The 22,086-nt window shown below is 63.8% G+C and carries 19 protein-coding genes; 3 read left to right on the forward strand and 16 right to left on the reverse strand.

Annotated features, from left to right (window positions below; genetic code table 11):
- Positions 1-197: 197 nt before the first annotated feature.
- Entirely contained in the window at positions 198-611 is a 414-nt protein-coding gene (locus BM186_RS18040; protein ID WP_031306771.1) for a DUF4398 domain-containing protein, read from the forward strand.
- Between the two features lie 47 nt (positions 612-658).
- Entirely contained in the window at positions 659-1,444 is a 786-nt protein-coding gene (locus tag BM186_RS18045; RefSeq protein ID WP_017675098.1) for a lipotoxin F family OmpA-related lipoprotein LptF, read from the forward strand.
- A 59-nt stretch (positions 1,445-1,503) separates the two neighbouring features.
- Here the strand turns inward: BM186_RS18045 and BM186_RS18050 are convergent, their stop codons facing one another.
- The 10 genes from BM186_RS18050 to BM186_RS18095 form a co-directional block, all read right to left on the reverse strand.
- A complete protein-coding gene (locus BM186_RS18050) occupies positions 1,504-1,827 on the reverse strand; it encodes a PA3694 family proteiin (protein WP_017675099.1) in 324 nt (107 codons plus the stop codon).
- The gene (locus tag BM186_RS18055; RefSeq protein WP_394327905.1) at positions 1,824-2,756 is read right to left on the reverse strand and encodes an alpha/beta hydrolase; all 933 of its coding nucleotides are present in this window, start codon (positions 2,754-2,756) and stop codon (positions 1,824-1,826) included. The genes BM186_RS18050 and BM186_RS18055 overlap by 4 nt, the downstream gene beginning before the upstream one ends.
- Positions 2,707-3,453, reverse strand: a complete 747-nt coding sequence (locus BM186_RS18060; protein WP_074917115.1) for a TIGR00266 family protein — start codon at positions 3,451-3,453, stop codon at positions 2,707-2,709. Before BM186_RS18060 ends, BM186_RS18055 begins: the two co-directional genes overlap by 50 nt.
- 88 nt (positions 3,454-3,541) lie before the next feature.
- Positions 3,542-4,831: a flavohemoglobin expression-modulating QEGLA motif protein gene (locus BM186_RS18065; RefSeq protein WP_017675103.1), complete on the reverse strand. Its 1,290-nt coding sequence runs from the start codon at positions 4,829-4,831 to the stop codon at positions 3,542-3,544.
- 8 nt (positions 4,832-4,839) lie between these two features.
- Entirely contained in the window at positions 4,840-5,391 is a 552-nt protein-coding gene (locus BM186_RS18070) for a hypothetical protein (protein WP_074917116.1), read from the reverse strand.
- A 43-nt stretch (positions 5,392-5,434) separates the two neighbouring features.
- Positions 5,435-6,148: a TetR/AcrR family transcriptional regulator gene (locus BM186_RS18075; protein WP_074917118.1), complete on the reverse strand. Its 714-nt coding sequence runs from the start codon at positions 6,146-6,148 to the stop codon at positions 5,435-5,437.
- 165 nt (positions 6,149-6,313) lie between these two features.
- Positions 6,314-7,816: a lysine--tRNA ligase gene (gene lysS / locus BM186_RS18080; RefSeq protein ID WP_074917120.1), complete on the reverse strand. Its 1,503-nt coding sequence runs from the start codon at positions 7,814-7,816 to the stop codon at positions 6,314-6,316.
- An 81-nt stretch (positions 7,817-7,897) separates the two neighbouring features.
- A protein-coding gene (gene prfB / locus BM186_RS18085; RefSeq protein WP_099481820.1) for a peptide chain release factor 2 occupies positions 7,898-8,993 on the reverse strand; the annotation gives its coding sequence in 2 pieces (ribosomal slippage) (positions 7,898-8,920 and positions 8,922-8,993; 1,095 coding nt in all).
- A 178-nt stretch (positions 8,994-9,171) separates the two neighbouring features.
- Positions 9,172-10,107 carry an autotransporter outer membrane beta-barrel domain-containing protein gene (locus BM186_RS18090; protein WP_074917122.1) on the reverse strand — a complete coding sequence of 312 codons (936 nt, stop codon included), beginning with the start codon at positions 10,105-10,107 and terminating at the stop codon, positions 9,172-9,174.
- An 80-nt stretch (positions 10,108-10,187) separates the two neighbouring features.
- A complete protein-coding gene (locus BM186_RS18095; RefSeq protein WP_074917124.1) occupies positions 10,188-11,849 on the reverse strand; it encodes a GMC family oxidoreductase in 1,662 nt (553 codons plus the stop codon).
- Between the two features lie 179 nt (positions 11,850-12,028).
- Between BM186_RS18095 and BM186_RS18100 the strand changes: the two genes are divergently transcribed.
- The gene (locus tag BM186_RS18100) at positions 12,029-13,801 is read left to right on the forward strand and encodes a SulP family inorganic anion transporter (RefSeq protein ID WP_074917126.1); all 1,773 of its coding nucleotides are present in this window, start codon (positions 12,029-12,031) and stop codon (positions 13,799-13,801) included.
- A 14-nt stretch (positions 13,802-13,815) separates the two neighbouring features.
- Here BM186_RS18100 and BM186_RS18105 read toward each other — a convergent pair whose 3' ends face one another.
- The 6 genes from BM186_RS18105 to BM186_RS18130 form a co-directional block, all read right to left on the reverse strand.
- Complete coding sequence (locus tag BM186_RS18105; protein WP_074917128.1) at positions 13,816-14,541, reverse strand: tellurite resistance TerB family protein; 726 nt, start codon at positions 14,539-14,541, stop codon at positions 13,816-13,818.
- A 166-nt stretch (positions 14,542-14,707) separates the two neighbouring features.
- A complete protein-coding gene (gene recJ, locus BM186_RS18110) occupies positions 14,708-16,417 on the reverse strand; it encodes a single-stranded-DNA-specific exonuclease RecJ (protein WP_074917129.1) in 1,710 nt (569 codons plus the stop codon).
- 166 nt (positions 16,418-16,583) lie between these two features.
- The gene (locus BM186_RS18115; protein WP_072425875.1) at positions 16,584-17,123 is read right to left on the reverse strand and encodes a YaeQ family protein; all 540 of its coding nucleotides are present in this window, start codon (positions 17,121-17,123) and stop codon (positions 16,584-16,586) included.
- Positions 17,124-17,187: 64 nt separating this feature from the next.
- Positions 17,188-18,627: a sucrose phosphorylase gene (gene gtfA / locus BM186_RS18120; protein ID WP_074917131.1), complete on the reverse strand. Its 1,440-nt coding sequence runs from the start codon at positions 18,625-18,627 to the stop codon at positions 17,188-17,190.
- A gap of 46 nt (positions 18,628-18,673) precedes the next feature.
- Positions 18,674-21,385 (reverse strand): DEAD/DEAH box helicase, encoded by a 2,712-nt coding sequence (locus BM186_RS18125; RefSeq protein ID WP_074917134.1) that lies wholly within the window; start codon positions 21,383-21,385, stop codon positions 18,674-18,676.
- Positions 21,385-22,074, reverse strand: a complete 690-nt coding sequence (locus BM186_RS18130; RefSeq protein ID WP_072425877.1) for a phospholipase D-like domain-containing protein — start codon at positions 22,072-22,074, stop codon at positions 21,385-21,387. Before BM186_RS18130 ends, BM186_RS18125 begins: the two co-directional genes overlap by 1 nt.
- Between the last annotated feature and the right edge of the window lie 12 nt (positions 22,075-22,086).

Raw genomic sequence — 22,086 nt, forward strand, 5'->3', positions numbered from 1 at the left:
TTGTCACAGGCAAATAGTTGACTGACCAGTCATCCAGAAAACCATAAGCACGCTGTGTTTTTTTCTGAACTATTCGAAAAACCTGTCGGTCCCAACTGCAGGCCATCGTGGCACGCCAATAGCGCCAACCCCCTTGGTAGACGAGCAACACGATAGGCCAATTGCCACGGATATCGTCATTCATAGGAGTGTTTCAAATGGAGTTAGCCGCCATGAAGACCCATACCGAGAAAGCCCCGCGCAGCCGCCTGCACGGGATCAAACTGGCTGCCCTGGCACTGGGTAGCAGCCTGGTACTGGCTGGCTGTGCGGGTAACCCGCCCAGCGAGCAATACGCCGTGACGCAGTCTGCCGTGAACTCGGCGATCAGCGCTGGCGGTACCGAGTTTGCCGCCGTGGAAATGAAGTCCGCGCAGGACAAGCTCAAAGAGGCGGAGCTGGCCATGCACGAAAAAGAGTATGAGAAGGCCCGTCGCCTGGCTGAACAGGCCGAGTGGGATGCCCGACTCGCCGAGCGCAAGGCCCAGGCCGCCAAAGCCGAGCAGGCTTTGCAGGACGCCCGTCAGGGTGTTCAGGAACTGCGTGAGGAAGGCATGCGTAACGCTCAGTGAGCGGCATGCACCCCACCCATTCGCTGACAGATCAAAGGATGAACGCCATGCGTAAACACGTGATGATCCCCGCCCTTCTGGCCCTGAGCGTCGGCCTGGCCGCCTGCTCGCACCAGCCCAATGCCAACCTGGAGTCGGCGCGTAGCAACTTCTCCTCGCTGCAGAGCGATCCGCAGGCGAGCAAGGTCGCGGCGCTGGAAACCAAGGAAGCCCAGGAATGGCTGAACAAGGCCGACAAGGCCTACATGGAAAAGGAAGACGAGAAGAAGGTCGACCAACTGGCCTACCTGACCAACAAGCGCGTCGAGGTAGCCAAGCAGACCATCGTCCTGCGTAACGCCGAAGCCGAGCTGAAGAACTCCTCGGCGCAGCGCGCCCAGGCCCTGCTCGATGCTCGCGACGCGCAGATCCGTAAGCTACAGGACAGCCTCAACGCCAAGCAGACCGAACGCGGCACCCTGGTGACCTTCGGTGACGTCCTGTTCGACTTCAACAAGGCCGAACTCAAGAGCAGCGCACTGCCCAACGTCACCCAGCTGGCACGCTTTCTCCAGGAAAATCCGGAGCGCCAGGTGATCGTCGAGGGTTATACCGACAGCGTCGGCTCGGCCAGCTACAACCAGGGCCTGTCCGAGCGTCGCGCCGAGTCCGTACGTCGCGCACTGATTCGCGCCGGCGTGGAGCCGACGCGCATCGTCGCCCAGGGTTATGGCAAGGAGTATCCGGTCGCGGACAACTCCAGTGACTCCGGTCGTGCACAGAACCGTCGTGTGGAGGTGACCATCTCCAACGACAACCAGCCGGTCGCTCCGCGTTCGGCTACCGGCGCCTGACAGCCATGCCGGAATGAAGAAACCCGCCTGATGGCGGGTTTCTTTTTTGGCGTTTTGCCTTACTGCTCCAGGGCCGGGGTTTCCTGGCCGATGCAGCGCACCGCCTGCTTCTTGTTGTCCACCAGCACGCCGGTCAGCCCCTTCTGCTGCATGTCGAACAACACCAGCACGCCATCGATGCACTGCGCCACCTGGTTGGCCGGTTTCAGCGAGACCTTGTAGTCCTCACCTGGAACGGTCTTGAGCATGGTGAAATCGGACAGCAGCAGCGCATCTTCCGGTTTGGCGAAATGCACGTAGCCGTAGTACCAGAGCACGCCGATGGTGCCGACGATGCTGGCGACACCCGTGAGGATCAGGGGGATGGGATTACGTTCGGTCATTGCGGACTCTCTGTTGCGGATTCGGTAGCCGGTCCCAGGCGCTCGACGTAGGCCTGCGGCGCGACGAAGAACGCCAGTAGCGACTGACGCCAGGCGGGCTCGGCAAAGGTTTGCACGTGCAGGCCACGAGTCGCCTGAAAGGCGCGTGGCGGGCGCGCAGCTTGATACAAACGCTGGCCATTGGAAAGCGGCACGATCACGTCGTCAACACTGTGATAGATCAGCAAGGGCGCGCCTGCGAGTCGATCGATGCTGTGAATCGCGCTGTCGCCGTCCGGCACCAGCCAGGACAGCGGCACCTGCAGCGGCCAGGTCAACCAGGACTTGCTCAGCGCATGGCGGGCGACGTCGCGATAACTGGCCGGCACCCCGTCCAGTGCGATGGCCTGCAAGGTCGATTGGCGCTCGGGATGCTCGGCCAGATAATGCACGGCCAATGCACCACCGAGGCTCTGCCCGAGCAGGAAAAGCGGCGCGCCTTGCACCTGCGGCGCCTGTTCGAGCCAGACGAAAGCGGCATCGATGTCCTGATAGACCTCCGGCAGCCGCGGCTTGCCTTCGGACAGACCGTAGCCGCGATAATCCAGCATCAGCACCTGATAGCCCTGTTCCGGCAGCCAGTGAACGCCGCCCAGGTGCCAGGCCAGGTTGCCGCCATTGCCATGCAGATGCAGCACCGTGCCCTTGACCTGCACGCCAGCCTGGGCCGGCAACCACCAGGCATGCAAACGCGTGCCATCGGCTGCGCGCAGTTCGATGTCGCGGTATTCCAGGCCAGCGCGAGCCGGAGTGATCGGTAAACCCGGCTCCGGGTAGAACAACAGGCCGCTGCAACCAGCCAGCCACAGGCTGGCCAGCAGCAAGACCAGTGCTCGCAGGCTACTTGCCACCGGCGCGAACCTCCTCGCGCGCCTGCACGGTCGCCGCATAGACGCGCTCGGCCAGGCGCGAGAATGGCAGGCTCTGAATCCACACCGTGCCGGTACCCTTGAGCGTGGTCAGCAAAATGCCCTCGCCACCGAACAGCATGCTCTTGAGGCCGCCGGCCAGAGCGATGTCGTAATCGATGCCACTGCTGAAGGCCACCAGGCAGCCGGTGTCCAGGCGCAGGGTTTCATTGTTCAGCTCCTTGCGGATCACCGTGCCACCGGCATGCACGAAGGCCAGGCCATCGCCTTCGAGCTTCTGCAGGATGAAACCCTCGCCGCCGAAGAAACCGGCGCCCAGACGTTTGGCGAAGCTGATACCGATGCTGGTGCCATGGGCGGCACAAAGGAAGGCGTCTTTCTGGCAGATCAAGCGCCCACCGATCTTCGCCAGATCGATGGGCACCACAGTACCCGGATAAGGCGCGGCGAGGGCGACCCGCGCCTGGCGCTTGCCAGCATTGCTGAAGTGGGTCATGAACAGCGATTCGCCGGTGAGCATGCGTTTGCCAACGCTCCACAGCTTGCCCAGCAGACCGCTGGACGAACCGTCACCCATGCGCGTTTCGAAGCGCACGCCGTCGGTCATGTAGTTCATCGCGCCGGCCTCGGCGATCACCGTCTCGCCAGGATCGAGGATGATCTCCACCGATTGCGCCGAAGCGCCGAGGATTTCGTATTCGAGTTGATGGCTGGGCACTTACGGGTCTCCAGGGTAGGCCACGACGGTGTATGCCTGGCGATGCGCTGCGCCAGCGGTGCGCGCGGCGCACCCTACCGGGCTGCGATCAAAGGATATTGGCGTAGTCCGCTTCGATGCGATCCAGGCTCAGATGGTTGAGGAAGTTGGAGAAGCACATCCAGGCCGACAGCGCGTTCATGTCCTGAAACTGCGGCGGCAGATACTTGGGCGGCTGCACCAGGCCCTCGTCCACCAGTTTGCGCAGGGTGCGCATGTCCTCCAGGGTGGTCTTGCCGCAGAACAGCAGCGGAATCTGCTCCAGCTTGCCTTTGCGCACCGCCAGCTGGATGTAGTTGTAGATCAGGATGAAGCCCTTGAGGTACGAGAGATCCTTGGTGAACGGCAGGCCCGTCGGCAGCGAACCGCGGAACACCCGGCTGGCGTTGCTGTAGCCGCCTTCCAGGCCGTAGCCCTGCTCGCGGAAGAACTCGAACACCTCGAGAAAATCCGCGCCCTCCTCGGCCATGTGGATGGCGCGGGTGCGGTTGGTCAGCTTGCGCAGGCGGGTCGGATAGGAGGCGAAGGCGATGACCTCCATGAGAATGGCCAGACCTTCCTGGGTCACCGTCGATGAGGGTGGGCCTTTGGCCAGGAAGGTGCAGATCGGCTGGTTGAGGCCGTTGAGCGTGGTGCCGACATGCACCAGGCCTTCATGCACTTCCAGCGCCTTGACGTCGCGCTCGTTGAAACGCGCATCGCTGCGGATCTTGATGTAATCGGCGCCAGCGGCCGCGTCGGCAAGGATGCCGTCGGACTCGAACACGCGAATGGTGTCGTCGCCGAACACCCCGGCCAGACGTTGCTGCAGGATGTTCACCGCATCACTGGCACCGAGGGTCTTGGCCTCGTCTTCCAGGTCACCACGCGCAGCGATGTTGTTGAGGTAGTCCGATAGCATCAGGCCGAGGTCGGCCAGGGTCGGATCACCGGCATGAAAGGCGTCGGAGGCAGCGCCATACAGCTCCTGGCTGATCAGACCGAAGTCCTCGGTGCCACGTGCTTCGAGCATGCGGATGACCATGCGGTATTCCTTGCACATGCGCCGCATGATCTGCCCGACCGGGTTGAACTGGCCGAGTTGGCGGGTAATGTCGCGCTCGATGTTCTGAAATTCCAGTTTCTTCGCGGCGGCATCGAAGGCCAGCGGCCGACTCAGGTAGTAGTCGCGATCGACGGCCGGCGGCTGCTTGCCCTTGGCCTTGAGAAAGCCGTCACGGATGCCGTCGTCCCACTTCACCGCATCGAGTACACGGATGGGCGTTTGTGCTTCCACGATGCGGTCACTGAGGGCGCGGATACAGAGCTGATAGTCGTCCAGTTTCTGCTGGCTATTCATTGCAGTTCCTACTCGGCGGCCCGCTGATAACGCGCCACTTCGACGAACAGGTCGGCATTGGCCGGGTCGTCGAGGTAAGCGAACACCTTGTCCAGCGGGCTGGTGATCAATGCGCCGTCCGCTTCAGGCATGGAAACGGTCTGCCCTTCCAGCAGGCCCTTTTCCATATCCTGGAGAATGCGGTCAGCGTCGAGGTTGTACAGCACCAGCTCGTTGTCCTTGGTCAACTCGAAACCGGCAATGGCGAAGTTGGCCCCCAGGCTCTTCGGCAGGCCCGCCGAGAGGTACCAGCGGCGGCCATGATGAGCGACGGTGAAACCGAACTCCTCGAAGCTGCTTTCGTTGTCCGCGCTGCCTTCGTAGATACGCGCCAGGTAGAGGTTGGAGCCGGCACGGGTGATCTCCAGAAACAGCTGGTCGCCCCACTCGTCCTGCCGGGTCCATTCGCCCAGCAGAGGTATCGGGGCAGCCTCGTTGGCCGGAATCGGGTCCTTGAAGGTGACCAGGCAACCACTCAACAGCAGGAAGGACAGGGCGACCAATGCGCGCCAGGCTTTCATTACGCTCTCCTTGTGAAGGCCGTTCGACCCGATGATCGACGGTTTACAACCCCAGAACCAGATTCATGTAGCGTTTAAGGATGGCCAGCATTCCTTGGCTGTCCAGGTGCTCTACACCGTCTAGCAGGCCCTGATACTCCATCCGCACGATGGCGGCCGTCAACAGCACGGCATCCTGTTCAGGCTGGCGCGAGCCCAGTACCTCGAAGAAGTGGGTGACCCCCTGCTGCAGGATCTGCCGGTGGGCTCGCACCAGCTCGCGCAGTCGTGGATTGAGCAAGGCTTCCTGCTGGAATGCCTGCTCGGCGATCAGGTGATCACGACGCTCATGCAACTGGCGCTGCACGTACTGCACCGCCAGAGCGGCGATTTCGTCAGCCAATTGCCGACGCGCCTGCTCGCTGCCATCCAGGCGCCCGACCATCTCCTCCAGCGCACCCTGGGTACCGGCCCAGAATGCCGCCATCTGCGCGGCGCTGCGCTCGACGAACTGGGCGAAGGTATCGGTGATCAGGTCATCGATGTCCTTGAAATAGTAGGTCGTGGCCGACAAGGGTACCTGCGCCTCGGCCGCCACAGCGCGATGGCGCACGGCGCGCACGCCCTCGCGCACGATGATGCGCATGGCGGCATCGAGAATCGCCTGGCGGCGCTGCTCGCTGCCCTGACGGCTGGCCTTGCGGCCCTGGTACTGGACGCTTTCGGCGACGGCATTGGCTGCCTGGGTGGCATTCGGGGACGCGGGCACGGAGCTCAAGATGGGTCGACCCTCTAGGTTCTAGTTATGACAGGGAGAGTAATGGCTTGGACAGGCAAGCAAAAGGCTCCGTTTCGCTTACAGCCCGGGCGACCGGTGAAATCGCCGTGAAAAGTGCAACGACAAGTAGCAAAAAGCCGCCCGAAGGCGGCTTTCTGTGTGGCATCAAGCCTGCGGACGCATATGCGGGAACAGGATGACGTCGCGGATCGAGGGTGAGTTGGTCAGCAGCATCACCAGGCGGTCGATGCCGATGCCTTCACCAGCCGTCGGCGGCATGCCGTACTCCAGGGCGCGGACGAAATCGGCGTCGTAGTGCATGGCTTCGTCATCACCGGCATCCTTCTCGGCCACCTGGGCGAGGAAACGCTCGGCCTGATCTTCGGCGTCATTGAGCTCGGAGTAGGCGTTGGCGATCTCACGACCACCGATGAACAGCTCGAAGCGGTCGGTGACGTTGGGATTGTCGTCGTTGCGACGCGCCAGTGGCGACACTTCGAACGGATACTCGGTGATGAAGTGCGGCTGCTCCAGCTTGCTCTCCACCAGCTCTTCGAAAATCATCACCTGCAGCTTGCCCAGGCCTTCGTGGCCGAGCACCTTGGCGCCGGCATTCTTGGCGATGGCGCGGGCCTTCTCGACGTCGTTGAGGTCAGCCTCGGTGATGTCCGGGTTGTACTTGAGGATGGAGTCGTACACCGACAGACGCACGAACGGCTCGCCGAAGTGGAACACCTTGTCGCCATATGGCACGTCGGTGCTGCCCAGCACGGCCAGGGCCAGCTCGCGGAATAGCTCCTCGGTGAGGTCCATGTTGTCGCGGTAGTCGGCATAGGCCTGGTAGAACTCGAGCATGGTGAACTCGGGGTTGTGCCGGGTCGAGACGCCTTCGTTACGGAAGTTGCGGTTGATCTCGAACACTTTCTCGAAGCCACCGACCACCAGACGCTTGAGGTACAGCTCCGGGGCGATACGCAGGAACATGGCCATGTCCAGCGCGTTGTGGTGGGTCTCGAACGGCTTGGCCGCAGCGCCGCCGGGGATGGTCTGCAGCATCGGGGTTTCCACTTCAAGGAAGCCGCGCTCGTTGAGGAAACGACGGATGTGCGCGATCACTTGCGAACGTACGCGGAAGGTGTGGCGCACTTCCTCGTTGACGATCAGGTCGACATAGCGCTGGCGGTAGCGCTGCTCGGTGTCGGTCAGACCATGGTGCTTGTCCGGCAGCGGGCGCAGCGACTTGGTCAGCAGGCGCACGTTCTGCATGTCGACGTACAGATCGCCCTTGCCCGAGCGGGCCAGGGTGCCCTCGGCAGCGATTATGTCGCCCAGGTCGAAGTGCTTGACCGCTTCCAGTTGCTCGGCCGGCAGGGTCTTGCGGTTGACGTAGACCTGCAGGCGCCCGGAGGTATCCTGGATGACCATGAAGGCGCCACGGTTGAGCATGATGCGCCCAGCCACCTTGACCGGGATCGCGGCGGCTTCCAGCTCTTCCTTGCTCTTGCCCTCGTACTGTTTCTGCAGGTCGGCGCACAGGCGGTCGCGGCGGAAATCGTTGGGGAAGGCAATGCCCTGCTCACGGACGGCAGCAAGCTTTTCCTTGCGCTGGGCAATCAGCTTGTTTTCTTCCTGTTGCAGTTCGTTGTGGTCGAGTTGTTGGTCGCTCATGGTCGCTTTTTCTGCCTGGCGTGTCGTACAAGATTTTGAGCAGGCGCCGGCAAGCCGGCTCCCACGGATTGGTTACTGGGCTTACAGGCCCTGCTTGAGGCTGGCCTCGAGGTAGCCGTCGAGGTCGCCATCAAGGACTTTCTGGCAATCGCTACGCTCGACGCCGGTACGCAGGTCCTTGATGCGCGAGTCATCGAGCACGTAGGAGCGGATCTGATGCCCCCAGCCGATATCCGACTTGCTGTCTTCCAGCGCCTGCGAAGCCGCGTTGCGCTTTTGCATCTCCAGCTCGTACAACTTGGCCCGCAGCATTTTCATGGCGGTGTCCTTGTTGGCGTGCTGGGAGCGTTCGTTCTGGCAGGCGACCACGGTGTTGGTCGGCACGTGGGTGATACGCACCGCCGAGTCGGTGGTGTTGACGTGCTGACCACCAGCGCCGGAGGAGCGGTAGGTGTCGATGCGCAGGTCGGACGGGTTGATGTCGATCTCGACCTTGTCGTCGATCTCGGGCGATACGAACACTGCCGAGAACGAGGTGTGACGACGCGCGCCGGAGTCGAACGGGCTCTTGCGCACCAGGCGGTGCACGCCGATCTCGGTGCGCAGCCAGCCGAAGGCATACTCGCCCTTGATGTGCACGGTGGCGCCCTTGATACCGGCGACTTCACCCTCGGACAGTTCGATGATGGTGGCGTCGAAGCCGCGCTTGTCGGCCCAGCGCAGGTACATACGCAGCAGGATGTTGGCCCAGTCCTGCGCTTCCGTACCGCCGGAGCCGGCCTGGATATCCAGGTAGCAGTTGTTCGGGTCCATCTCGCCGCTGAACATGCGGCGGAATTCCAGCTTCTCGAGGATTTCGCGCAGGCGCTCGACTTCGGCGGCGATGTCGTTCACCGCGCCTTCGTCGTTTTCTTCGGCAGCCATTTCCAGCAGATCTTTGGAATCAGTCAGGCTGCCGGTGAGGTCGTCGATGGTTTCGACGATCTGCGCCAGCATGGCGCGCTCACGGCCCAGGGCTTGCGCGTACTCGGGCTTGTTCCAGACGCTGGCGTCTTCCAGCTCGCGGTTTACTTCGACCAGACGATCATGCTTGTGATCGTAGTCAAAGATACCCCCGAATTGACTGGGTTCGCTCGGACAGGTCCTTGATGCTGTTGAGGATCGGATTGATTTCCATGGTGGGCAGCACTCTCGGGCAAAAGACGCGAAACGGCTCAATCCGGCTCACCCGGGCGGCTGATGCGCTGCCCTGGCCGAGCACGGCAAGAGCCGTGACCGCAAAGTTTCTGAAAAGCCGGCGAGTATACCCGACTCGAAGCCCCCTGGCAGCCCGCTGGCTGACCGGCGGGGCGCGCTCAGAACTTCAGGCTCAGGCGTGCGGCCAAGGCGTTGTCGCGCGCGTCTTCGGCATAGTGGCCCGCATAGGTCAGGCCCAGGTAGAGACTGCGGCTGAGTTCATGATCCAGGCTCAGGTCAAGACGCAGGCTGCTGCGCTCGAACTCACGACTGTGCATTTGCTGGAGTACGCCCTGGCCGTCGACCGCCTCGTCACGCAAGCGGTCGCTGCCCAGGTTCTGCCGCAGCGCCAGACTGGCACGCCCTACCCACTTGCGCTGCTGCCAATACCAGGGCGCGGCCAGGCGCCAGCCAAGCGTCAGGTAACCAGCCTGCTCGTGCGCTGCCGCCAGGCGCAGTCCGTCGAAACGCCGGGCGTCGGCATCCAGATGCACTAACGCCAGGCCGGCAAATGGCTCCAAGGTGAAATCGCGATAGTCCATGGCGTAACTGCTTTCGCCAAACAGCTGCCAACTGCGCGCGTTATCGCGCCGTTCCAGCTCGTGCCAGCCGTGCAGCAACCCGAGCCGAAACCCTAACTGGTTGTATACCCGAGTCGCGGCGTAGACCCCAAGGTAACGGCTATCGGTGCGGCCATGACCCTGATCATGATCCAGCCGGGCACGCGTCACTCCACCCAGCACACCGCCGATCCACTGTCCGCCCAGCGCACGATCCATCCCCATCAGCAGCCCCTCGCCGCGGCGCTCGAGGCCGGCGTCGCCCCAGCTCCCCTGGATGCCGTAAGTACGCGACCACAGCGGCCACTCGCCGGCCTCAGGCGCCGCCTCGCGAAAGGCGAAGCGCACCTGCTGCAGACGATCCAGGGCTGCCTCACGCGGCAACCTACTGTCCTCCAGGAGCAAGGCGCGCTGGTCCAACGCCAGGTCGCCAGCTACAACACCCGTGGCGACCTGCAGCAAGCCCAACCCGATCAGCACTCCACGCAGAGCCATGTTCGCCTCCATTCATCGACGCCCAATGCTAGCAGAGCACACCTGTCGCCTCGCCCGCCAAGGCACTTCGAATCGAGCGGTCACGCGCTCACCCCGCAACCAGGCTCGCGCTGCGGCACCATGCTTATCGCCGCTCGCGCATCGGCGGCGATCATCTGCGCGGCCTTCTCCGCGATCATCAGCACCGGCGAGCAGGTATTGCCCGAGGTGATGCTCGGCATGATCGACGCGTCGACCACACGCAGCCCGGCGATGCCATGTACGCGCAGACGGGCATCGACCACCGCTTCACGGCCCTGGCCCATGGCGCAGGTGCCGACCGGGTGGAAGATGGTAGTGCCGATCTCGCCCGCAGCGCGCTGCAGGTCTTCCTCGCTCTGGTACTGCGGCCCCGGCTTGTATTCCTCGGGCCTGTAGCCGGCCAGGGCGGGCGCGGCGACGATGCGCCGGGTCAGGCGAATGGCGTCTGCAGCCACCTGTAGATCCCGCTCGTCACTGAGGTAGTTGGGGCGTATCAGCGGGGCTACGCTGGCATCGACGGAGGCAATCTGAACGCTGCCGCGGCTGGTCGGACGCAGGTTGCATACCGATGCGGTGAAGGCCGGGAAATCGTGCAAGGGCTCGCCAAAGCGCTCCAGCGACAATGGCTGCACGTGATACTGCAGGTTGGCGCGCACCTGGCCGGGGTCGGACTTGGCGAAGGCACCAAGCTGGCTGGGTGCCATGGACAGCGGCCCGCTGCGCCTGAGCAGGTACTCCAGGCCCATGCCCAGCTTGCCCCAAGGCGTGGCCGCAATGCGGTTGAGCGTCTTCACGCCCTCGACGCGGTAGATCAAACGCAGTTGCAGGTGATCCTGCAGGTTCTCACCGACACCTGGCAGCTCGTGCCTGACGCCGATGCCCAGGCGTTCGAGCAGCGGCCCAGGGCCGATGCCGGAACGCTGCAGCAAGGCCGGTGAACCGATGGCGCCGGCACACAGGATGATCTCGCGGCGTGCCGCCACCCGCAGCGCCCGCCCCTGGCTGCGCAGATGCAGCGCACGGGCGCGACCGCCCTCCAGCTCCAGCCGTTCGGCTTCGGCGCCGGTCAGCACCTGCAGATTGGGGCGCTGGCGAATATCGCGCAGAAAGGCCTTGGAGGCATTCCAGCGCACGCCGCGCTTCTGGTTGACCTGAAAGTAGCTGCAGCCTTCGTTGTCACCGCCGTTGAAGTCATCGACGCTGGCGATACCGCTCTGCGCCGCCGCCTCACGGAAGGCCTCGAGAATCTCCCACGACAGACGCTGGCGCTCGACCCGCCACTCGCCATCGCCGCCGTGCCATTCGCTGGCGCCGGCAAAATGATTCTCCGAGCGTTTGAACAGCGGCAACACATCACGCCAGGCCCAACCGGGATTGCCCGCCGCAGCCCAGCCATCGTAGTCCGCGGCCTGGCCGCGCATGTAGATCATGCCGTTGATCGAGGAGCTGCCGCCGAGCACGCGGCCACGCGGGTATTTCAACGAGCGGCCATGCAGACCGGGATCGGCCTCGGTGCTGTAACACCAGTCGGTACGCGGGTTGCCGATGCAGTAGAGGTAGCCGACCGGGATATGAATCCAGAGATAGTTGTCGCGCCCGCCCGCCTCGATCAGTAGCACGCTGACGCCAGGGTCTGCAGAAAGCCGGTTGGCCAACAGGCAACCGGCTGGGCCGGCGCCAACGATCAGGTAGTCGTATGCGTCCTGTGGCAGTTGCGACATAAGCATCCTCGCGTGTCGTTCTTGTCATTGGCCAACAGCCTAAAACAAGCCGGGGGCGAGGATGAATGATCTTTTGGTCTGACGTAGCGGCTGAATGTGCGCCCATCGACTGGCAGCTATGGTGAAGCACCCGCGCTCTGCGCTTTACTTGTAGGCATTCCTGCCCGAGCCCGTCCGCGATGCCACCAGCGCCTGCACGCAAGCCACACACGCCGCTTCCCGCCATTTCGCAACAGCGCGGCTGGCTACGCTGGCTTCCGGGCCTGCAAACGCTCAGGGACTATCGCCTGGCCTGGTTGCCGAAAGACATTACCGCCGGCCTGGTGCTGACCACCATGCTGGTGCCGGTGGGCATTGCCTATGCCGAGGCCTCCGGTGTGCCAGGCATCTATGGCCTGTATGCGACCATCGTACCGCTGCTGGCCTACGCCCTGTTCGGCCCCAGCCGTATTCTCGTGCTTGGCCCGGACTCGGCCCTGGCAGCGCTGATTCTCGCCGTGGTGCTGCCGCTCTCCGGTGGCGACCCGATGCGTGCGGTGACCCTGGCCAGCATGATGGCCGTGGTGGCCGGCCTCACCTGCCTGATAGCCGGGCTGCTGCGCCTGGGGTTCATCACCGAATTGCTGTCCAAGCCGATTCGCTATGGCTACATGAACGGTATTGCGCTGAGCGTGCTGATCAGCCAGGCGCCCAAGTTGTTCGGCTTTGGCATCGACAGCCAGGGTCCGCTCAGCGACCTACGGGCCATCGCCAGCGCGCTGAGCGAGGGCCAGGCCCACCTCTACAGCCTGCTCGTCGGCGCCGGCACCCTGGCCTTGATCCTGCTGCTGAGCCGCTTCAGGCAGTTGCCCGGTATCCTCATCGCCGTGACCCTGGCAACCCTGGCGGTCGCCCTGCTCGATCTCGATACCCAGGGCGTGCAGGTGCTCGGCGAACTGCCCCAGGGGCTGCCCAGTTTCACCCTGCCCTGGCTAAGCGGCGTCGATCTGGCCAGCGTGGTGCTGGGTGGCATCGCCGTCGCCCTGGTCGCGTTCGCCGACACCAGCGTGCTGTCGCGTACCTATGCAGCCCGAACCGGACGCCCGGTGGACCCCAATCAGGAGCTGGTCGCCCTTGGCGCGGCGAACCTGGCCGGTGGTTTATTTCAGGGCTTTCCCATCAGTAGCAGCTCGTCACGCACGCCGGTCGCGGAAGCTGCAGGCGCGATGACCCAGGTCGCCGGTATCGTCGGTGCCCTGAGCGTCGCCCTGCTGCTGATGCTGGCTCCGGATCTGATGCAGTACCTGCCCACCAGCGCGCTGGCCGCGGTGGTGATTGCCGCCGTCATCGGCCTGTTCGTGGTCACCGACCTGCGGCGCATCTTCCGCGTGCAGCAATGGGAGTTCTGGCTGTCGATGGCCTGCTTCGCCGGTGTGCTGACCTTCGGCGTGATCCCCGGCATCGGCATTGCAGTGGTGCTGGCGGTGATCGAATTTCTCTGGGATGGCTGGCGCCCTTACTACACCGTTCTCGGCCAGGTGGAGGGCATCCGCGGCTTCCATGACATCAAGCGACACCCCGATGCGCGGCAGATACCTGGCCTGCTGCTGTTTCGCTGGGACGCGCCGCTGTTCTTCGCCAATGCCGAGCTCTTTCAGCAATGTCTGCTGCAAGCGCTGGAAAAAGCCCCGGCGCCAGTGCGCCGCGTGGTGATCGCCGCCGAACCGGTTACCAGCATCGACGTGACCTCTGCCGACATGCTCGGCGACCTGGAACGAATGCTGGCGGAAGCCGGCATCGAACTGCACTTCGCCGAGGTCAAGGGGCCGCTCAAGGACAAGCTACGACGCTTCGGTTTACTGCACGACGATCAGCCAAGGCACCTGCAACCAACGGTTAGCGCGGCCGTCGAAGCCTACCTTAGCGATCATGGTGATGACGCGATGCCGGGCCATGCCCGGCATGCGGACTGAAACGAGAAGACGACTCAGACACCGGCCGGCAGCGAGCGCACCTGGGTTTCCAGCTCGGCCTTCAGCTCCAGCGGCAGCTTCAACTGACGCGCCAGCTCTTCGAGGTAGGCGCGCTCCATGAAGTGCTCTTCGTCGACCATCAGCACGCTGGCCAGGTACATTTCCGCCGCCATTTCCGGGGTAGCCGCGGCGCGCGCTACGTCAGCAGGGTCCAGCGGTTTGTTCAGTTCGGTGTGCAGCCAGCTCTGCAGTTCGGCGTCCTGCGCCAGCTTGCCCAGTTCCTCTTCGATCAACTGACGCTCACGCTCGTCGACATGACCATCGGCCTTGGCCGCCGCCACCAGGGCCTTGAGAATGGCGCGGCTGTGCTGCTCGACTTGCGCTGCCGGCAAACGATCCAGGGTCTGCGGTTCGACCGGCTGCGCGCCGCCCTGCTGGGCTTGCTGCGCCTGCCAGTTGCCGTAGGCCTTGTACGCCATCACACCCAGGGCAGCCAGGCCGCCATAGGTCAGCGCCTTACCGCCCATCTTGCGCGCTTTCTTGCTGCCCAGCAGCAGGCCGACCGCACCAGCCGCCAGCGCGCCGCCCCCGACACCCGAGAGCAGGCTGCCCAGGCCTCCACCAGAGAGCAGGCCACCCAAACCGCCTGCCTGCTGCCCCTGGGTGTTCTTCGCCGCAGGCTTCTGCATGGCCTGCTGGCCGGCCTTGAGCAGTTGGTCGAGCAGATTGCTGGTGTTCATCGCGAACTCTCCTGAAAAATAGGCACCGGTGCATCCGACCCTGGATAACACAGGGAAATTCCGCATGCCCCTCAACCGACATCGGTTGTATTGACGAGCGTTTCTAGCAGAGTTCGCCCCAGCCAGCCGGACATATTGGTAACGCCGAATTTCATTGCAGCCGCAATCAACGCGGAGCGATATGCGCCACCATCAGTTGCACCGTTTCATTGCCACGAAACTCGTTGAGGTCGAGTTTGTAGGCCAGTTCGGCCCAACGCAGCGTGGGGTTGGGCCAGACGTCGCGGTCGATGTTGAAGGCGATGCCGTCGAGCTGCACGCTGCCGCACTCGGTCTTGAGCACCAGCTTCAGGTGACGCTCACCGACGATGCGCTGATTGACGATCTGGAACACGCCATGGAACAGCGGCTCGGGAAAGTGCTGGCCCCAGGGGCCGGCGTTGCGTAAAGCGCGGGCCAGTTCCAGGTGGAACTCGGTGGCATCGAGCTGGCCGTCGGACAGCAGGCGGCCGGTCAGATCGTCCTCGCAGAGCTGACGACGTACCTCAGCGTCGAAGGCCGCAGCAAAGGCGCCGAAGTTGCCTTGCGGCAGTGACAGCCCGGCAGCCATGGCATGCCCGCCAAACTTGCTGATCAGCCCCGGATGCTTGGCCGCCACGGCATCCAGTGCATCACGGATATGCAGCCCCGGCACCGAGCGCGCCGAGCCCTTGAGCATGCCCTCGCCAGCATCGGCAAAAGCGATGGCCGGACGGTGGTAACGCTCCTTCAGGCGCGAGGCGAGGATGCCGATCACGCCCTGGTGCCAGTCCGGTTCGAACAGGCACAGGCCGAACGGCATGTCGTCCAGGGACAAGTCCTTGAGCTGGGCCAGCGCCTCGCGCTGCATGCCCTGCTCGATGGCCTTGCGATCCTGATTGAGCTGGTCGAGCTGCACCGCCATATCGCGGGCCAGTGCCTCGTCGTCGCAGAGCAGGCATTCGATGCCCAGGCTCATGTCGTCCAGGCGCCCGGCCGCATTCAAGCGCGGCCCGAGGATGAAGCCGAGATCAGTGGAGGTGATACGGCGGTGGTCGCGCCCGGCGACTTCGAGAATCGCACGCAGGCCAGGCCGCGCCCGCCCGGCACGAATGCGCGCCAGGCCCTGATGCACCAGGATGCGGTTGTTGGCATCCAGCGGCACCACGTCGGCGACGCTGCCCAGTGCCACTAGGTCGAGCAACTCGCCCAGATTGGGCTCCGCACGGCTGGCGAACCAGCCGGTCTCGCGCAGCCGCGCGCGCAACGCCAGCAGCACGTAGAACATCACGCCGACACCGGCCATGGCCTTGCTGGGGAAATCGCAGCCTGGCTGGTTGGGGTTGACGATGGCATCGGCGGCCGGCAGTTCCGGCCCTGGCAGGTGGTGATCGGTGACCAGCACCGTCAACCCGGCGGCTTTGGCCGCCGCCACGCCGTCGACGCTGGAGATGCCGTTGTCGACGGTCAGCAGCAGGTCGGGCTGGCGTTCGAGAGCTACGGCGACGATCTCCGGGGTCAGGCCATAGCCATACTCGAAGCGGTTCGGTACCAGGTAATCGACATGCGCCGCGCCGAGCAGGCGCAGGCCGAGCACGCCGACCGAACTGGCAGTGGCGCCATCTGCATCGAAGTCACCGACGATAAGGATGCGCTGACGCTGCGCCAAGGCTTCTACCAGCAGTTCGACCGCCGCATCGATACCCTTTAGCTGCTGGTACGGAATCAGCCGCGCCAGGCCCTTGTCCAGCTCTTCGGCGGACTGCACACCACGGGCGGCGTAGAGACGGGTCAGCAGTGGCGGCAGATTGCCCAGATCAGGCAGTTGCGCGGGTAAGGGACGGGCTTCGATACGCATGGGCAGGGTGTCGCTTTTTCAGATGGTACTGGGTTGTCTCCCCTCTCCCGCTTGCGGGAGAGGGGCCGGGGGAGAGGGTCTGCCCGGCAACATGATGCAAACCTGATCTACCCTCTCCCCAGCCCTCTCCCATGAATGGGAGAGGGAGCGAATGGCGCCTACGGCTTCAACGCTCGCCAGCGAGCCACTCAATGGGAATCTCGTGCTGACCGCGCTCGTCGGTGACGAACAGTTCGCCATCACTGATCATCACGCTCCAGTTCAGCGAACGCGGCATGTCCAGCGCCAGGTCGGCCAGTGCCTCCTGGCCCAGGGCGACCACGTTGATGTTCTTCAGGCTGCGCACCGGGTCGAGGCACTTGCCCTGCCATACACGCAGGTTGCCATAGGCCACCAGGCTGAACTTCTCGGTGCGCCGCGAGCACCAGGTGATGCGCTCGCTGTCGGGCTGACCGACTTCAATCCAGTGCAGCACGCGATCATCCAGGCTCTTTTCCCACAGCGCCGGCTCGTCGACATCCGACAGGCCGCGACCGAACGCCAGTTGCTCGTGATAGAACAGCGCATAGGCGATCAGCCGCGCGGCCAGGCGCTCCTCGGTTTCCGAGGGATGGCGCGCGACGGTGAAACGCAGGTTTTCATAAACGCTGCGATCCATGTCGGTGAGGTTCAGTTCGATCTTGTAGGTGGTCGATGGCAGGGCCATGGCGGGCTTCTTGGCTGGTCGAAAGAGCGCAAGTCTAACGCGAATGCATGGCCCACGCCGACCTTCAACAGGTCATACGGCAGATACCCTGCTGTGCGTCGGTGTATTCGATAGTCGCCTGCAGACTGCTGAGGTCGAGGTGCAAACGGCAGTAATGCTCGCCATGCCGCCAGGCCAGTAGCAGTTGGTCGTCAGCCGCATAGTTCTGCTCGAAGCGCCCCTCGAAAGCCGGGTGCTGGCAACGGAAACGCATCAGCGCCAGCAGACGCTGCACCAAGGGTTGCCGCAAGGCCTGCTCGGCCTCCTCGAGGCTGTAGTAATGACGATTGACGTCGCGCGCCTCGCCGGTCTGCTCGAGCAGATCGAAGTCGTTGCAGCCAGCCAACAGGCCAACGTAGTACACCTGCGGGATACCGGGCACGAAGAACTGGATGGCACGCGCGGCGATATAGGCCTCGTCATTGCGCATCAAGGCCTCGTAGAAAGTGCAGGTGAGCTGATAGATAGCCCCGACGCTATGCACGTTCACCGCTGAACGGCGCAGGATGGGGTCGGCGCTGCGGGTCGAGACTTCATCGATCAGGTACTGGATCTGCGCCTCGGGCAGCATGCCTTCGACATCCGGGATGCAGATGCCGTCGTGGGTATCGAGCACGGTGATCTGATTACGCGGGCACATGCGCAACCAGTTCTTCAGGTAGCGGCTGCTGCCACTGAGCAACGCGTGCAAGACCAACGGTGGCAGAGCGAAGCCGTAGGGGCGCATCTGCCGCCGCGAGATGGCGTACTGGTAGCTGATGTGATCATGCACCTCCGGCAGCATCTCGGCCTCGTACTTGGCCCCGGTCTCCCGGAACCACTCAAGGATGCGATACACGTTCGGCTCCACCAGAAAGCAGGTGGTGCCGATACGCTTGGTGGTATAGCCGAAGGCATCCAGGCGAAACAGCTTGACCCCGCGCGCCGCGAGGAAGGCCATGTACTGCTCCATCAACTGGTAGGTTTTCGGCGAGTCGTAATTGAGGTCGATCTGCCGTTCGGTGAAGGTGCACCAGACCCGACAGGTCTCGCCGTTGGCCAGCCGCACCTCGCGAAACGGCTCCTTTTCCTTGCGGATATGGATCTTGGCCAGGTCGTCGTGAGCGATTTCGCCGAAGCTGTCTACCTGCACGAAAAGATCCGCGTAGGGCGAGTCCTGGCCATGCGCAATGAAATCGAGAAACTCCGGCGACTCGTCGGCGATATGACTGATCACCAGGTCGACGCACAGGTCGAAGCGGGCAGAGATGCGCTCGACATCCGCCCAGTCGCCATAGCGCGGGTCCACCTCCATGTGCGTGAGCGGCGAGAATCCACCATCAGCATTGGACGGATACAACGGCAGGATATGCACCCCGCCCAGCGCATCGGCCAAATGCCGATCCAGCAGTTGGTAGAGCTCCCCCAGGTTACGCCCCAGGCGATCGGGATAGGTGATCAGTTGAACAGCGTTGCGCAGCGCCATAAGCCCCCCGGCATATTGATGGTCTACTAAGGCCTGCGCCACGACGTCAGAGTCGCGCCAGCACCGCCTGCAACGCCTGCTCTGGTGCCTCACGCCATAGACCGTAGCTCAGCGGCAAGGTCTCCAGGCCGGCGCGCGCCAGCACCAGGTAGCGCTCCAGTTCGAGAAAGCCTTCGCCCTCCCCCGGAAAGCCGATCAGGTCAATGGCCAGGCACTTGTCGCCGCGGCGACAGAATAGATCCAGCACCTGCCCGGCCAGCGGATAGTGACTCCACACGCTGACGCCCTGACTTTCGAGCGCCTGACACAAGTTCTGGCGGGTGTCCTGCACGGCTCCCGCCTGCCAACTGACACCAGGTTTCTGCAGGAATTCCAGATAGCGGCGCAACAGATGCGTAGCGGACAGCTGTCGCTCGTCACCACTGAACAGCAGCACCTGGCGCTCACGGGCGCGAGTGATGGCGACGTTGAACAGATCGGCACGATTCAGGTAGTTCGCCGCCTGGCTCGATTCGCGGTCGATGGCGAAGCTGAGGATCATCAGGTCGCGCTCCTCGCCCTGAAAGCCGTAAGGCGTATCCACCAACAGGCGGAACTCGCGCAATTGCTCCAGCGGCAGCGTTGCGCCGATGCGCAAGCGGATACGCTCGACCTGATCGCGAAACGGCGACAGCACGCCGATGCTGGGTTTGAGCGGGCTGCCCTGGTACTCGGCCAGATGCGCGGTGATCAGCTCCAGTACCCGCTCCACTTCCGCCTCGTTGGCACCGTTGCGCCCACGCTGGCCCTCGATGCGCAGCAGTTGCAGGCTGTCGCAGGTATCAAGGCCGGGCCGCTCCTTCATCACGCGCAAGCGCTGGTCGTAGAACAGCTCGTTACTGAAGCGAATGAGCGCCGGACGACTACGAAAATGCTCGTCGAGAAAGACCACCGCCTCCTGGCTGGCCAGTTGCAGGCCGACCAGATCCAGCACGCTGTTGTCGCGGTAGCTCCAGGCTTCGCGCTCTTCGGCCTGCAGGCCGGCGCGCTGCAGCAGTTGCGTCTCGCGCACGCGGGAGAGAAAGGAGATATGTCGCAACTGGCGCGCATCGCCGGTGACCACCGCGCGCTTGCAGCGCTGGAAAGCCGGTAGCGCCGAAGCGATGTCGCACTGCGTCGCCTCATCCATCACCATCACGTCGAACAGTTCCGCACGCAGCGGCAGCAGGCGGTGCAGCTCGTCCAGGGTCACCACCCAGATCGGGAAGGCAGCCAGCAGGCGCGCCGGGTCGATATCCTCGAACAAGGCCAGTTGACGCTGTGAGTTGCGCGCGCGGATGGCCTGGTTGTAACGCACGAACAGCGCGCGATCGCTGACCAGCAGGCGCTTGAGATTCAGGGCGCGATGACTGTTGAGGTGCTCACGACTGAGAAGCTGGCGGCGCTGCTGGCAATCACGCAGTTCATCCAGCAATGCCCAGGGGCGCACACTGCTGCCAATACGCTTGCGCACCCAGGGCACCTGCAACCAGCGCTGCCAGAAGGCCAGGCTGCCACGTTCGGCGCGCAGCAACAGGCGGCTCCAGCGCACAGCCTGCTCGCAGCGCTTGCGAAAATCTGCTGACAGGCGCCGCTCGGCCTGAGTCAGCACGTCCAGCTCGCTGCGCTGGCGCTCTTCGGCCTGTTCCGACACCCATTCGAATTCGCCCTGCAGCAACCGCTCCATACGCTCGCGCAAGGCCTGGCGCAGGCTCTGCCCATCGCCTTCGAGCACACCGTCGCGCAGGCCGAAATCCTCGCGCAACTTGTGCGCGATCACGCGTACCGCCTGGGCGCTGCGGCTGACCAGCAGCACACTTTCACCCTGCAGATAGCGATCCAGCGCCAGCGCCGCCAGGCTGTAGCTCTTGCCGGTACCGGGCGGGCCGGAAATCTGGCTCAGCGGATAGCTTGCGGCATTGGCCAGCGCCTGGCACTGGGCCGAGCTGAGTTGCGCCGGCAAACGCTGCGGTGTACTGGCCGAGCCCGCGGTCTGGACAGAGGGTGTTTCGCCCAACAGTTGCAACAAGGCGGGCGACAGGCGCTCGGTGTCCTGCAGCAGTTGCAGCTCATGGGCGATGCCACGGCTTCCGCTGCCGCGCGGCACCAGCGCGACGAAGGCACCGGCCTGCAGCGACAAACTGCGACGACGCTGGGCCTTGGCCAACGTCTCGACATCTGCCAGGTGCGGGAACCCCGCAGCCTCACTGACCTCGCGCACCCGCATATTGCGCGCCACCCAGGCCAGCAACTGGCCCAGGGAGGCGGCGTCCAGCGTGCCTGTCGGCAGCGGCAGACCATCGAGGTTGGCGTTGCCGCTTTCATCGAACAGACGGCGCAGCAGACGCCAGTTGCCATGCACCTGCTGCGGGTCGATGGCGAGCAAGTAGCTCTGTCCGTCCGCCGTCGGTTGCAGGCTCGCCTCGTAATAGAACAGCGGGCCGCAGATCGTCTGCGAACCACCGCTCTCCAGTTGCAGCCGTCCACAGATCGGCAGCACGCCGTAGACCAGTTGCAGCTCACGTTGATACAGCGCCTGCGCCTCGGCCAGCGCACGCCCCAGCTCGGCCGACAACGGCAAAAGCGGTATGCCGCCGCTGGCCAGTTCCTCACGCCCATCGAGCCAGGCCCAGCGATTGGCGGGCAGCTTGCCGAGGTTGTCCAGATCCAGGTCGCGGCTGTCGGCCAGGTAGCAGCTGCGATAGAAACCGAGGAGCTGGCGGGCGTGAGGGTGATCCATCAGTTACCTGCGTAACGCGCCCAGAGCGCGTCGAATTCACGACCGTAGGCTGCCACCAGTTGCGGATGGTCGATCACCAGCAGGTTTTCCTCGTTGCTGGTGGTGGCGCTGCGCGTCCAGTTGAAGCTGCCGTTGAGCAGCAGGCGACCATCGAACAGGGCGAATTTGTGGTGCATGTGATAAGGCCCGGCGTCGATGCGCAGCGGCACCCCCTTGTCACGCAGCCACTGGATATCGCTGCCGACATCGAACTGTTTTTCGTTGTCGGTGATCACCCGCACGGCGATGCCGCGCTCATGACAGGCCAGCACTTCTTCGCTGAGTTGATCGTCGGAGATGGTGTAGACGCAGATATCCACGCTCTTTCGCGCCTGGCGGCACAGCTCGCGGATCTTGCGCCGGCAGCTCTCACCCGGACTGAAGTGAGCGCTGGCATGCTCCACGCGCGGCGCGCTGCCAACGCTGTCGAGGGTCTTGATCACCTGCTCCAGCCATTTCAGCGCAGGCTCGACGTTCTCCGGCTCACGCATCAATTCACGGGCCAGGGCGAAGGCACGGTTGCGCATGAAGCGCACCTGATCCTGATTCAACTCGCTGCCCAGCTGGCGCAGTTCGTCACGTTCCTCATTGCTCAGGCGCAGGTCGGCCAGGCTGTCACGCAGTTGCTGGTCGAGGCGATTGAAATCCATTTAAAGTCCCTT

It is taken from the genome of Ectopseudomonas toyotomiensis, from assembly GCF_900115695.1.
GTDB lineage: Bacteria > Pseudomonadota > Gammaproteobacteria > Pseudomonadales > Pseudomonadaceae > Aquipseudomonas > Aquipseudomonas toyotomiensis.